The following is a 13,135-nucleotide window of genomic DNA, read 5'->3' as shown; positions in this document are numbered from 1 at the left end:
CGCACGGCACGTCGTCGCCGGTCCGCGCTGGTCCTCCCATGCCCGGATTGGTACTGTCGGGCCGAAACCGCGGGGTGTTCACAGTCGAAAGTCGGCCGAGCAGGGACCACGATCTCGTGACAGGGAAAGGCTGAGGCATGACTGCCGTGTACGGGATCAGTGTGGGAGCCGCCGCGCTTCGTCTCGTGCGGACGGATTCCGATGCGATAGAGGCCGGGACGGTCGCGTTCGAGATGAGGGTCGTCGACACGGTCGAACGCCCGACGGCGAGTGACGTCCGAGACGCTGTTCGCTCTCTGCCGACGGACGGCGACTGCGTGCGTGCCACGGTCGCGGTTCCCGAAAGTCGGCTGGCCGAGGTGTCCGCTGCGGTCGGGGACTCGACCGTCGCCGTGGTGGACGACACGCGCGCGGCACTCGCTTTCGTCGAGTTCGCTTGGCTGGCCGACGGTTACCGGACTCTCGCACTCGTGGACGCCGGCGCGACGGGCACGTCGGTCACCATCGTCGACACCGAGGCCGGACGTCGCACCGAGACGGAACGATCCTCCGCTGGTGCCGGGCGAGCCCTGGATCGGATCGTGGTCGATCATCTGCTCGACGCCCAGATCGTCGATCGCCCCGGATCCGAGGACGCTGAACGGGAGTTGGTCACCTTCGCTCGATCGGTGAAGGAATCTCTGTCGACGAGCGTGCTCGCGCGTGCGTCCGGCGGTGCGATCGAACTGATGAGCCGAGACCAGCTGAACGCACTCTCGGGCGCGACGATCGCGGCATGCGCCGACATGGTGACGGACGCTGCGTACCGGTGCGGACGCCCGGTCGACGTCGTCGTGTTGATCGGCGGGACCGCGCGTATGCCGGCTCTGCGCGATGCCCTCGAGAGCCGTGTCGGCGTTCCGGTCGTCGTCCCGGACGAGCCCGAGGCGGTGGTCGCCAAGGGAGCCGGGTTGCTGGCGGGGCTCGGTCCGTCACCCGACGACACCACCGAGCTGAGCGTCGCCGGGTGGTTGGGCGAGGATGCACCGACGATCGAGCCCGGAACGGCACGGCAGTCGTCGTCGTCGCTCGAGCAGCCCCCCACCCCGGGGTCGTCGCGCGAGGAGACCGACACGGTCGACGGAGTCCTCGAGCCGTTGCCGTTCTCTCGATCGGAATCGGACAGCGTCGATACCGAGGCCATCGAACTCGCCCACATCGTCGACGACGTGGTCTCCACGGTCCCGTCGGCACCTGCGGGCAGCCCTTACGATTCGCCGACCCGTCCGTTCCACGCCGTCGCCGACCGCCCCGCGTCTCCTATAGGGACCCTGGATCCGCCGGCCGAGGGTGGGGAGACGCCGCCTTCGACACCGTCCTCGATGCGCCTTCCCCGCGCTGCCGCGATGGTGCTGACCGTCCTCGCCGTGGCCAGCGGTGTGCTGTGGGCCGTGGTTCGCCCCGGCGTCGAGGTCGAGGCCGCGCCCGCCACTGTCGCCGACGCCGTTCCGGCCGTCACCACGACGACGACGGAGCCCACCACGACCACGCCCGCTCCGCGCATCACCACGACCACCACCGAGCCGACGACCACACAGCCCCTGATCGACGACGAGGAGGAGCCCGCGTACGTCCCGCCGCGGACCTCCACGCGGATCCCCACCGTCGACCCGCCTCTCGACCCCACCACGGAATCGGCCGCCCCGAGCGCCGCGGTGCAGGTCCCGACGCCGACCACACGTACGAATCCCTTCGAACTCACGGTCCCGCCGATCTTCGATCAGCTGCCCATTCCGGGGTTCTGAGCGGCTAGAGTGCAGCGACCACCTCAGGAGATCGCCGATGACCGGTACCACCACGCCTTCCTCGATGTCCGCCTCGTTGGGCGCGGACGCAGCGCAGCACGTTCCGCATCCCGTTCATCGCGGTGATCGGATCTGGTCTCAGACCAACTGTTACGTCGATCTGTGGATCGAGCTGGTGCACGCGCTGAAGGCGGATCCGATTCCTGCCATGGCCGTGGTCCTGAGTACGGACTTCGACGGTCGGCAGTGGGACTTCGTCAAGTTTCAGCCCGAGGACATGCGCGCTCTCCTCGGAATTCGCATCGATGAGATGAATGTCTGGAAGCCGTTCTGGCAGCACATCGTCGAGAACCTCGAGGACGGTGTCCTCTGCACGGTGGAGGTGGACTCCTACTTCCTGCCGGACACGGACGGCATCAACTATCACATCGAGAGTTCCAAGACGACCATCGTTCCGGTCGTCGTCGACACCGATGTGGAGCGCATGGAGTACTTCCACAACAGTGGTTACCACGTCGTGCAGGGCGAGGACTTCCGTCGCGTCCTGTCGCTCGATGCCCCGGTTCCGTTGCCGCCCTACATCGAACGCATCGGCATCGACCGGGATCGCTTGGCACTCGGCGCCACTCACGACGACATCGATCTCGCGGTCGCACGGTCCCACGTCGCGCGTCGGCCCCGCCGGAATCCTGTCGCGGCTCTCGGTGACCGCGTGCAGGCGGACATTCCGTGGATCCAGCAGGCCGGTCCCGAGCAGTTCCACCTCTGGTCGTTCGGAACCCTGCGCCAGTGCGGATTCACGGCAGAACTCGGCGCCGACCTCGCTCGGTACCTCGAGTCCCGAGGCGTGGCCGGCAGCGATGCCGCCGTGGCTCCGTTCCTCGACGTCGCCACCGGGGCGAAGTCTGTGCAGTTCAAGATGGCGCGCGCCGCTCGGGGGCGCGCGGTGGACGTGACCGGCGCGCTGCACGAGATGGCGCAGTCGTGGCAGTACGCCACCGACACGCTGGCCTCCGCGCTACATGCCTGAGGCGCGGTACGACCCTGTCGCGTCGAGCTCCTGGACCGTGATCGGCTCGGCCGCAGGTGCGTTCGAGGCACCGTCCGCCGTGCTCGGCGATCCCACTCCCGCCGTGGTCCCGGGTACGGTCGCATCCGCTCTGGGGCCCGAGGTCGACGCGGTGCTCGACGCTCGCGACTGGTGGTACGGCACGACCGTCGACCTCCCGGCCGGGACGACCCTGATCACGTTCGACGGTCTCGCGACGCGTGCCGAGGTGTGGGTGGACGGCGAGCTCCATGTCCGGAGCGAGTCGATGTTCGTACCGGTGGACGTCGAGATCCGCTGTGAGGCAGCTCGATCCGTGCGCCTCGATCTGGCGTTCCGAGCTCTCGACGCTGTGAGCACTCCACGGCGGCCCCGTGCCCGGTGGCGGTCGTCGATGCTGGATCGGCAGTCTCTGCGCTGGATCAGGACGTCGGCGCTCGGACGGGCGCCCGTGTTCGTGGGTGCGCCCGCACCGGTCGGGCCGTGGCGAGCGGTCCACGTCACCGACCCGGACCGACGAGCGTTGCGGGTGACCGGCACCCTCGTCCAGGACGGCGCCGTCCTCCGCGTACGCGGAACCGCACGACCAGGCGAACGCTTCTCGGTGTCCGTCGCGGACACGACCGGATCGGTCACTGCAGGTGCCGACGGAGCGGTCGACACGACGTTCCCGGTCGACGGGGTGACACCGTGGTGGCCGCACACGCACGGTGAGTCGCATCTGTACGAGGTGCGGGTCGACGGTGAGATGCTGTGTCGCACAGGTTTCCGCTCAGTCGCCTTCGATGTCGGATCCGGGGAGCTGACGGTCAACGGTGTGGCGGTCTTCTGTCGCGGCGCGTGCTGGGTGCCGCTCGATGTCCGCAGTCTGCAGAACGATCCCACGACGCTCGAGGCCGCCCTGGACTCCGTGGTGGCGGCAGGGCTGAACATGCTCCGCTGCACGGGCACGATGGTCTACGAGGACGACGCCTTCTTCGACGCGTGTTCACGCCGCGGCATCCTGGTGTGGCAGGACCTGATGGTGACCACCATCGACCCACCGGAGACGGACGAGTTCACCGAACTGGTGACGGAGGAAGTGCGACACCTCCTCCGGTCGACCTCGCATCATCCGTCACTGGCGGTGCTCAGCGGCGGCAGCGAGACGCATCAGCAGCCGACGATGGTGGGTCTCGAGCCCCCGGACTTCGTCATGGCGCTACTGGACGACGTGGTTCCCGGCATCGTGAAGGACGAGCGACCGGAGCTGGCGTACGTGCCGTCCACTCCGTACGGGGGTCCGCTGGCCACCCACGTGGGAAGCGGCGTGGCGCACTACTTCGGCGTCGGTGGCTACCTGCAACCGCTGTCGGATCTGCGCCGGGCGGGGGTGCGCTTCGCCGCCGAATCACTCGCGTTCTCCGTGCCACCCGAGCGTCGTGCAGTCGACGACATGTTCGGATCGGCGGCCGTCGCCGGGCATCATCCGGTCTGGAAGGCCGCGGTCCCGCGCGACCGCGGATCGTCGTGGGACTTCGAGGATGTCCGAGACCACTACGTGCGCACGGTGTTCGGCGGTGGATCCCGCCTCGATTCGTCGCGACGATCCGGAGTTGTACCTGGACTTCGGGCGTGCGGCGATCTGTGAGGCGGTGAGCGCCGCGTACGAGTTCTGGCGCAGCTCGGCGTCGCAGTGCCACGGGGCCCTCGTACTGACGTACCGCGACACTGCTCCCGGCGCGGGCTGGGGACTGACGGACGTGGCCGGTCGTCCCAAGGCCCCGTGGTGGGCTCTGGCGCGCGCGGCCCGGCCGGTGACCATCCTGATGACGGACGAGGGGATGGACGGGCTGCGACTCGAGGCCGTGAACGACAGCGAGTCTGCGCGTGCCCTCACGTTGTCCGTCTCGGCGCACACTCGCAGCGGGGTCGTGGCAGCGGAGGGGCACCGCGAGATCACGGTTCCGGCGCGAGGGAGTGTCGTCGTGAGCGCAGACGAGATGGTGGGTCGTTTCACCGACGCCACCCATGTACATCGCTTCGGAGCGCGCACCTTCGACGCGATCCGTGCGACCCTCTCCGACGGCACGACAGGGCTCGTCGCAGAGAGTGTGCATCTCGTGGGTGGTCCGATGGTGCCGCGGCAGAACGACATCGGACTCGCAGCGACCGCGGACATCGACGATGCCGGCCGGCGACACGTGGAGGTGAGCACACGTTTCGCGGCACAGTACGTGTGCCTGGACATGGACGGATGGCTGCCGCAGGACAATTGGTTCTCGTTGGCGCCGGGAACGACACGGCGAATTCCGCTCACGCCGTCCGGGTCCGGTGACAAGGCACCGTCCGGTCACGTGCGTGCACTCAATGCGGAGGCGAGAGCGCGCATCGAGAATCGGTGACGCGCTCTCGCCTCCGTCGGTTCGGACCTCCCTCAACCCAGGCCCGAACCGGTCAGTGAGCCCCCCCGAGCTCCGTCAGGAGAGGCGGAGGCTGCCCGGCCACCGCGAGGTGTCCAGGCCGTGTGTGCGCACCATCGCGAGGGCGATGCGCTCCATACCGAAACCGACACAGGCACTGTGGGCCTCGTTGCCGTCCGCGGTGCGAATGTCGAAGGTCTGACCGAAGTGGTCGCGGTGGCAGTTGCACGAGACCACCGCGGTGCCCTCGTCCAGGTCGCCGTAGAGGCGGACCACGAGCTCGGTCTTGAGGTTCTCGTTGCGCTGGTTCGCGGCCAGCATGCGTCCCGCGCGACCGAAGAACGGGTCGTTGGCGATGACAGGGGAGGCGTCGAGCCCGAGGTCGGCCAGCACCGTCATGCCGCGCTCGATCCACGACTCACGGTGTTCGACGGCCTGGTCGGGGGTGCCGACCTGGACGAACTCGTGCATCCGGAACGCCTGCATGCGAGCAGGATCCACGGCGGGCTCGTGCCGGAAGCAGTACCCGTAGACGTCGAGCATGGTGCCGCCGTCGGGAAGCTGACCGGTGAGCATGGAGTAGGACGGGTGGCACGCGGCCGACACCAGCATGGTGCCGGCGGACTCGAGCCAGTGGTCCCAGTCCTTGCCCTCGGACCGTGCCGCGAGCAGCTCGGCGTGGGCCTTGTTGTCGCCGGAGAAGGTGGTGATGGCGCCGGTGAGGTTGGGGAACGACGCGATGTAATCGGTCTTCTCGAATGCGTCGCGCGGGAACACCGGTGGGAATCGGAAGCGGCGCAGCGCATTTCCGTGTGCGGCAGCGCCTGCGGCCTTCACCTTGGAGTCGATGAGATCGATGATGTCCTCGAACTCGCCCGAGCGGCCGTACAGACCGTCGAGGGAGCTGGGGACGAGGAGACCGGCGCCGACGAGCTGATCGCGGAAATCGGCACGGGCCAGATCGAGATCGGAGACCACGTCGCGGTCGAGTGTGGAGGTCATGGTCAGATCCCCTTGTAGACGAGCGAGAGCTGGGCGTTGTGGCCGAGGATGCGCTCGTTGCTCACCATGATCGCGGAACCGTGCGAGTCGCGGAGGTGGCGGCTCATGCGCAGTTCACTGTCCTCGCGGTAGCCGGCGATGCCGCAAATGAGTAGTGCGCGCGCGACGATGTCGATGAGCAGGTTCGATGCGGTGACCTTGACGTTGTTGATCTGCAGTGCGAAACCGATCGCGCCGAGGGCCTCGGCATCGTCGGCGATCGCGTCGAAGGTGTCGCCCGCGCGGAACACGGTGTCGGTGAGCTGCTGGTGCACGACGAGCAGTTCGGCCAGACGTGCGGCGGCCGGAGGAGTGACACCCGGAGTCTTGCGCGCGGCTTTCTGCACCGACTTGCGAGCCTTCCGCACAGCGGCGTCGGCGATACCCAGCCAGGCGCCGCCCCACAGGACGTGGGCGGTCGGCAGCATCGTGCGAGCCGAGATGTCACCGTAACTGTCGGGGAGGACCCACTGGGCGTCTCCGGAGGCGTGCAGCATGAAGCCGGGGCTGCAGGTGCCGCGGAAGCCCATGGTGTCCCAGGTGCCGGTCTTCTCGAGCGTGAGGTCCGCTCGCTGACAGGCGACGAGGACCTGGTCGCTCGGAGCACTGTCGACCGAGCGCCGTGCTGTCGCCAGGACGACGTCCGAGTACTCGCCGTACGAGATGACGGGGGCGTTCTTCGTGAGCGTGTAGCGGTCGCCGTCGTACTCCACCGCGCACCCGCTGGTGCGGACGTCGCCACCGATGTTGATCTCGGTGGTGGCCGACGCCACGAGGAGCTGCTCGTCGACGATGCGACGCAGAAGAGAGCGAATGGCATCCGACGTCAGGCCGTGACGCGACAGGCTCATCACCTGGGTGTGGTGCATCGCGAAGATCATGGCCGTCGACGCGCACTCACCACCGAGCGCGCGCGACACGGCCGCCAGCTCACTGAGCGTGTAGCCGCCGCCGCCGAGCGACGAGGGGATGGACGCGGACAGCAGGCCGCCGGCACGCAGCGCGTCGACCGACTCGGTGGGGAAGCGGGCTTCCCGGTCGATGGCATCGGCGTGCGAACGCACCACCGCGAGTACCTCGTCCAGGGGCAGCGGAGAGGGGGTGGAGTCGACGAGGGCGCCGGCGGGGAAATCCTCGAGTGTCGTCATGGTGATCAGGCCAGCTCGGCGACGGCGTCGGCGATGGACGCGACGCTGGCGAAGGTGGACTTCTGGAGCAGGCGGTCGGGGAACTCGACATCGAACTCGTCCTCGAGCGCGATCATCACGTTCACACTGGCGTGCGAGGTGAGGCCGGCGTCGTACAGATCGTCCTCGTTGCCCACGGACGCGATGGTGACGGGCAGCTTGCCGTACTTGCCCAGAACCTCACGGATGCGGTCGATGTCCTCGACGGTCAGTGTGTTCATTCGATGTTCCTCACATGTGTCGATGTGCCTTGCCTCTGCGATGAACAGACGCGTAGGTTCCCGAACCCAGTGAAAACAATACACGAGAATGTTTTTGTGACAAATACATACCGTGAGACGACCGGAGGTGCTGTGCTGGGGCGTCAGCGCGCGGAGTGCCGACCGCTCACGGGGGCGCGTCCGCGGGGCGGCCGGGCGAGCATCACGGCGATCGCGGTGGTGAGCGGAACGGAGAGCGCGAGCGCCGTGCCGCCCACGCACGAGCGGACGATCTCGATGGCCACCGCGTCTCCGGTCAGGACGTTGCCGAACGAGCGGCCGGCGACACTGAAGAGCAGCAGCAGCGGCAGCGCGCCACCCGCGTAGGCCAGGACGAGCGTGTAGACGGTGCTGGCGATGTGGTCCCGCCCGACGCGCATCGCGGACGTGAAGATCGACCGCCGGGTGGCGTCGGGATCGAGTGCCGCGAGTTCGAACGCTGCCGACGCCTGGGTGATCGTCACGTCGTTCAGTACGCCGAGCGATCCGATGATGAACCCGGCGAGCAGCAACCCGGTGATGCTGACGTGGTCGAGATAAGCCTGCACGTCGGTGTTCTGTTCCTCCGACAGACCGGTCACCCGGGTCAGCCTGATGGCCGCTTCGGACAGTCCCGCGGCGACGCCCATCGACACCACGGTGCCGAGCAACGCCGAACTGGTCCGCAGATTGGGCCCGTGCGCCAGATACAGCACGCCGTAGAGGATGACGGTGCCGCCGACCAGGGCGACGAGGATGGCGGACCGGCCGTCGAGGATCGCGGGGAGCACGAAGCCCACCAGCACTCCGAGCGCGAGACCGAGTCCGAGCAGGGCGCGCAGCCCGCGCCACCGTGCGACCACACAGATGACGACGGCGAAGACCGCGACCACCAGCAGCAGCGGCGTGGTGCGGGAGTAGTCGTCGAACCCGTAGATCGCGGTCCCGCTGTCGTCGGTGCCGCGGACGAGGCGGATCTCCTCGCCGACGCGCAGATCGGGGGTGCCCGGCCCGGGCGTCACCTCGAGCAGGGTGCGGGTGCCCTCGTTCACGCCGGTGTCGATCGAGACGATGCTGCGGTTGCACTCGAAGCCCGAGACGGTGGGCGGAGTGGGGGCGCCGCTGAAGACGCGCCCGTTGGACGAACTGCCGCACGGACCGATGTCCTGCGACACCACGGTGCCGTACTCGGTGGCCACGACGCCGCCGGCCGCGCTCTGGAACGGCGCGGGGACCTCGACGGTGCGATCGCTGGGCCACAGCAGCACCACGCCCACGATCGCGGCGATGCCGACGACGGCGAGGATGCCGAGCACCAGTCTCGCGGCGATCTTCCCGATGGGGGCGGGACCGGAGCTGTGTCCGTGGCCGTGTGTCACCACGCCAACACTATCGGTGGCGCGGAGAAGGGATTGGGGGCGCGAGCGGTGCGGGACGAAAGCGGGTGGCGGGGAAGCAGGGGGGGTGTCCCCCGCCACCGACCGAGCGGCCCACCGGGGGGGTGGGGGGCCGTTCGGCGCTTTCGGAACCCCGAAGGGCTCATGTACGAACATACCCGCGAACGCACGGTTCGATCATCACGGGGTTGAAAAATGTGCCCGAGACGTTGTGTTGTGTCACACAGCGCGGTGTATGGCACTGCGCGTCACACCAAGTGCAGGTCAGGGAGTGTGCCGGCGCTCCCGTAGGGGTTCCGGGTTCTCGTACGTGTTGCAGCATCCGCGGGAACCTGGAACACCCGCGGGAACCTGGGACACGCCGTGCTGCGAGGGTTCCGTGAGGCGCACACCCCCTGCAGCTTGCGGGGAGGGGTGTGGAGCGCTGGACGGCGTGCAGCGCCCCTAGACCTCCGGGAGTTCGACAGCCGCGATCTCCGCCCGCAACTGCTCCTTCAGGTCCGCGTCCGCGTACGACGCGTCCACCCCTGCGAGGGCGAGCGAGCGCAGGGCCGACGCGTCCAGCCCCATGCCGTGCGCGGCGAGGTACTCGGTGGTGAGGTCGGTGCCGAACATCGACGGGTCGTCGCTGTTGAGCGTCACGGTCAGCCCCGCGCCGATCATGGCCGGCAGCGGGTGCACGTCGAGCGACTCGACGACGCGGGTCCGGATGTTGGAGGTGGGGGACACGTCGAGCGGGATCCGGTGCTCGATCAGGTGCGCGACGAGCTCGGGGTCGCCGAGCGCGGCGATGCCGTGGCCGATGCGTTCGGCCCCCAGATCGCGCAGCGCCGACCAGATGCTGTCCGGCCCGCCGGTCTCGCCCGCGTGGGGGAGCGAGTGCAGTCCCGCCGCGCTCGCCCGCGCGAACACGTCGGCGAACTCCGCCCGCGGCACCTCGATGCCCCCGATGCCGAATCCGACGATCGAGTCGACGCGATGCGCCAGCACGGCGTCGAGGGTGCGGTTCGCGGCGTCGGTACCGAAGTCACCCGGGAAATCGGGGATCCAGCGCGCGACGATGCCGGTCTCGGCCTCAGCACGCAGCCGGCCCTCCTCGACGCCCTCGAACACCGCCGCCGCGTCCACCCCACGCATGAGGTGCCCGAAGAGACTGATGTGCATCTCGGTGTACCGCACGGCGTGCGTCGCCAGCGCGGTGAGGCTGTCGTACGCGAGCCGCGCGAAGTCCTCGGGATCGCGCAGCACGCCGATCGACGTCAGGTACACCTCGATGAAGTGCGGGAAGTCGCGGAACTCGAACCACTCCCGCAGCGCGTCCTCGGTGCGCGGGATCGCGTCGACCTGATGCTTGTCGGCCAGCGCCTTCAGCGTGCTCGGCCACATCGACCCCTCGAGGTGGACGTGCAGCTCCACCTTGGGCAGCGCCTCGACGAACGCCCTGACGGTCACTGTCGGTACGACGACAGGAAGTTGCCGAACCGTTCGATCGCCGTGCGCAGATCGCGGGCCCACGGCAGCGTGACGATGCGCAGGTGATCGTGGTCGGGCCAGTTGAAGCCGGTTCCCTGCACCACCAGGATCTTCTCCTGCAGCAGCAGGTCCTGCACCAGCTTCTCGTCGCTGTGGATCTCGTGCACCTCGGGATCGAGGCGCGGGAAGGCGTACAGCGCACCGCGCGGCTTGACGCAGCTCACGCCGGGAATGGCATTGAGTCCCTCCCACGCGACGTCACGCTGTTCGAGCAGTCGCCCGCCCGGCAGGATGAGGTCCCCGATGCTCTGGTGGCCACCGAGTGCGACCTGAATGGCATGCTGCGCAGGCACATTGGGGCACAGGCGAGTGGACGCCAGGAGGTTGATGCCCTCCAGGAAGCCCGCGGCGTGGTCCTTGGGTCCGGTGATCGCGAGCCAGCCCGCGCGGTATCCGGCCACCCGGTAGGCCTTGGAGAGACCGTTGAAGGTGAGGCACAGCAGGTCCGGCGCCATCGTCGCCATGGACACGTGCTGGGCGCCGTCGTAGAGGATCTTGTCGTAGATCTCGTCGGCCAGCAGCAACAGGCTGTGCTTGCGTGCCAGCGCCGCGATCCCCCGCAGCACCTCTTTGGAGTACACCGCACCCGTCGGGTTGTTCGGGTTGATGACCAGGAGCGCCTTGGTGCGATCGGTGATCTTCGACTCGATGTCCGCGAGGTCGGGGTTCCAGTCGTTCTCCTCGTCGCAGCGGTAGTGCACCGCCTTGCCACCGGACAGCGTCGTCATCGCCGTCCACAGCGGGTAGTCGGGCGCCGGGATGAGGACCTCGTCGCCGTCGTCGAGCAGCGCCTGCATCGTCATCGTGATCAGCTCGGACACGCCGTTGCCGAGATAGATGTCGTCGACGTCGAGGAACGGGAAGCCGTCGACCAGCTCGTAGCGAGTGACGATGGCGCGGCGGGCCGACATGATGCCCTTGGACTCGGAGTACCCCTGAGCCGTGGGGAGCGCGGCGATCATGTCGCGCACGATCACGTCGGGTGCCTCGAAGCCGAACGGCGCCGGGTTGCCGATGTTGAGCTTCAGAATGCGGTGGCCCTCGGCCTCGAGACGGGCGGCGTGGGCGTGCACGGGTCCACGGATCTCGTAGAGGACGTTCTGCAGCTTGACGGACTGCTCGAGCGGGCGCAGCGTGCGCTGGCCGGCCTGGCGCGGCGTCGTGTCTGATGTGCTCACGTCCGCCATCGTCTCACTGTCGGCCCCGTCGAGTGGTCTGCCCCCGAGCAGTCCAGTGACTGTCGGGGGCAGACGGTGAGTCGACGGGCGGTGTCAGCTGTCCTTCGACGCCTCCGCGACGTCCGCCAGGCGTTCGGCGTCGTCGCGCTTCTCGGCGGCGTCCTCGAGCTTCTCCGCCGCGTCCTCGATCTCCTCGGTGCGCGGAGCCTTGGCCTCGGCCTCGCGGCGTTCGACCTCCGACAGCTTCGCTTCACGCTCGGCCTCGGCCGCCGAGATCCGCTTGTCGGCGATGTCGTCGGCGCGCGACTTGCGGTCCTCGAGTCGTGCGGCGGCCTTCTTGCCCGCGGCCACCTTGTTCTCGATCTCCTGGTCGGCCGCGTCGGTCGCCTTCTCCTCGGCGGTCTCGCGAGCCTTCTTCGCCCGCGTCGTCGCCTCGTCGACCCTGTTCTGCGTCTCGCGCGTCGCCTGTGCACGCTTCTCGCGGGCCTGCGCCTCGAGACGGGTGGCCTTCTCGAGATCCGCGGCCGCGCTGCGCATCTTCTGGCCGCGCCGCGCGAGGTTCTCGTCACCCAGGACGGCACCCGCGGTGGCGTCGATGCCTCCGACGATCTGCTGATACGTCGCACGGACCGGACCCTCGGCGTCGAGCCGACTGATCACGGTGGACTCGAACGCCTGCAACGGAAGTCGTGCGATCGAGTACTGCAGTCGCAGGATCCGGCGGGGCAGGGACAGGCTCACTTGGTCTCCTCGGTGTCGGTCGACGCGGCCTCGCGCTCGGCCCGGGCGGCGCGCTCACGTGCCTGCGCCGCCTCCTGCTCCAGTGCGTCGGCCTCGTCGAGCTTCTCGTCGTACTCGCTTCGCGCAGCGGAGATCTCGTCGGCCGCACGGGCCTCCTCCTGCTGCCGCTCGCTGGTGGCCTCGGCGATGCGCCGCTCCGACTGTGCCTCGGCGGCGACGCGACCCTGCTCGGCGTCACGCATCGCGTCGGCCTCCGCCGTCGTGTGCGCACGGAGCCGGTCGTTCTGTGCCGCAGCCTCGGACGCGTCGGTGCGGTCCTCGACAGACTGCCGTGCGACGTCCGCCTCGGCCTCCGTCTCCGCGATGTCCTGCTGCGCCTCCTCGATCTCGAGGGCGGCGGCGGTCTCGGTGGCCTCGGCCTCGCGGCGGCGTTCCACCTCCGCCTGCTCGAGCCGCCCGCGATCGGCGAGTTCGTCGTTGTTGGTCACGGCGCCGGCCACTTCCTTGGCACGGCCCTTGATCTTGTCGACGAAGTCGCTGCGCGCCTCGGAGGCTGCACCCTGGTTCTCGGTCACGAAAGGCTCC

The 13,135-nt window shown here is 68.7% G+C and carries 12 protein-coding genes; 4 read left to right on the top strand and 8 right to left on the bottom strand.

Features of this window, described 5'->3' with window-relative positions:
- Positions 1-137 precede the first annotated feature (137 nt).
- The 4 genes from QE449_RS19525 to QE449_RS19510 are packed head-to-tail and all read left to right on the top strand — an operon-like array spanning position 138 to position 5,216.
- On the top strand, positions 138-1,784 hold the full coding sequence (locus QE449_RS19525) for an Hsp70 family protein (protein ID WP_307109470.1): 1,647 nt from the start codon (positions 138-140) through the stop codon (positions 1,782-1,784).
- Between the two features lie 37 nt (positions 1,785-1,821).
- On the top strand, positions 1,822-2,814 hold the full coding sequence (locus tag QE449_RS19520; RefSeq protein ID WP_261776461.1) for a DUF1839 family protein: 993 nt from the start codon (positions 1,822-1,824) through the stop codon (positions 2,812-2,814).
- Positions 2,807-4,462 (top strand): hypothetical protein, encoded by a 1,656-nt coding sequence (locus QE449_RS19515; protein ID WP_307109469.1) that lies wholly within the window; start codon positions 2,807-2,809, stop codon positions 4,460-4,462. The genes QE449_RS19520 and QE449_RS19515 overlap by 8 nt, the downstream gene beginning before the upstream one ends.
- Positions 4,392-5,216, top strand: a complete 825-nt coding sequence (locus tag QE449_RS19510; RefSeq protein ID WP_307109468.1) for a hypothetical protein — start codon at positions 4,392-4,394, stop codon at positions 5,214-5,216. Before QE449_RS19515 ends, QE449_RS19510 begins: the two co-directional genes overlap by 71 nt.
- A gap of 75 nt (positions 5,217-5,291) precedes the next feature.
- Here QE449_RS19510 and QE449_RS19505 read toward each other — a convergent pair whose 3' ends face one another.
- From QE449_RS19505 to QE449_RS19470, 8 genes are all read right to left on the bottom strand, one after another.
- Complete coding sequence (locus QE449_RS19505) at positions 5,292-6,236, bottom strand: amino acid--[acyl-carrier-protein] ligase (protein ID WP_222633038.1); 945 nt, start codon at positions 6,234-6,236, stop codon at positions 5,292-5,294.
- Between the two features lie 2 nt (positions 6,237-6,238).
- Positions 6,239-7,423, bottom strand: coding sequence for an acyl-CoA dehydrogenase family protein (locus QE449_RS19500; protein WP_307109467.1), 1,185 nt, complete (start codon positions 7,421-7,423; stop codon positions 6,239-6,241).
- Between the two features lie 5 nt (positions 7,424-7,428).
- Positions 7,429-7,683 (bottom strand): acyl carrier protein, encoded by a 255-nt coding sequence (locus QE449_RS19495; protein ID WP_222647928.1) that lies wholly within the window; start codon positions 7,681-7,683, stop codon positions 7,429-7,431.
- Between the two features lie 143 nt (positions 7,684-7,826).
- Entirely contained in the window at positions 7,827-9,080 is a 1,254-nt protein-coding gene (locus QE449_RS19490; protein WP_056443987.1) for a YibE/F family protein, read from the bottom strand.
- A 462-nt stretch (positions 9,081-9,542) separates the two neighbouring features.
- On the bottom strand, positions 9,543-10,550 hold the full coding sequence (gene add / locus QE449_RS19485; protein WP_307109466.1) for an adenosine deaminase: 1,008 nt from the start codon (positions 10,548-10,550) through the stop codon (positions 9,543-9,545).
- Positions 10,547-11,818 (bottom strand): pyridoxal phosphate-dependent aminotransferase, encoded by a 1,272-nt coding sequence (locus QE449_RS19480; RefSeq protein WP_027506955.1) that lies wholly within the window; start codon positions 11,816-11,818, stop codon positions 10,547-10,549. Before QE449_RS19480 ends, add begins: the two co-directional genes overlap by 4 nt.
- 84 nt (positions 11,819-11,902) lie before the next feature.
- A complete protein-coding gene (locus QE449_RS19475; protein WP_056443992.1) occupies positions 11,903-12,550 on the bottom strand; it encodes a hypothetical protein in 648 nt (215 codons plus the stop codon).
- The gene (locus QE449_RS19470) at positions 12,547-13,125 is read right to left on the bottom strand and encodes a hypothetical protein (protein ID WP_056443995.1); all 579 of its coding nucleotides are present in this window, start codon (positions 13,123-13,125) and stop codon (positions 12,547-12,549) included. The genes QE449_RS19475 and QE449_RS19470 overlap by 4 nt, the downstream gene beginning before the upstream one ends.
- Between the last annotated feature and the right edge of the window lie 10 nt (positions 13,126-13,135).

The organism is Rhodococcus sp. SORGH_AS_0303 (assembly GCF_030819335.1).
GTDB lineage: Bacteria > Actinomycetota > Actinomycetes > Mycobacteriales > Mycobacteriaceae > Rhodococcoides.
Note: the sequence above shows the minus strand (reverse complement) of the source record. Positions and strands in the feature narration are given on the sequence as shown.

Excerpts from the sequence above, each read along its gene's own strand:
- QE449_RS19525 (WP_307109470.1), top strand. The coding sequence starts at position 138 with ATGACTGCCGTGTACGGGATCAGTGTGGGAGCCGCCGCGCTTCGTCTC.
- QE449_RS19520 (WP_261776461.1), top strand. The coding sequence starts at position 1,822 with ATGACCGGTACCACCACGCCTTCCTCGATGTCCGCCTCGTTGGGCGCG.
- QE449_RS19515 (WP_307109469.1), top strand. The coding sequence starts at position 2,807 with ATGCCTGAGGCGCGGTACGACCCTGTCGCGTCGAGCTCCTGGACCGTG.
- QE449_RS19505 (WP_222633038.1), bottom strand. The coding sequence starts at position 6,236 with ATGACCTCCACACTCGACCGCGACGTGGTCTCCGATCTCGATCTGGCC.
- QE449_RS19500 (WP_307109467.1), bottom strand. The coding sequence starts at position 7,423 with ATGACGACACTCGAGGATTTCCCCGCCGGCGCCCTCGTCGACTCCACC.
- QE449_RS19495 (WP_222647928.1), bottom strand. The coding sequence starts at position 7,683 with ATGAACACACTGACCGTCGAGGACATCGACCGCATCCGTGAGGTTCTG.
- QE449_RS19480 (WP_027506955.1), bottom strand. The coding sequence starts at position 11,818 with ATGGCGGACGTGAGCACATCAGACACGACGCCGCGCCAGGCCGGCCAG.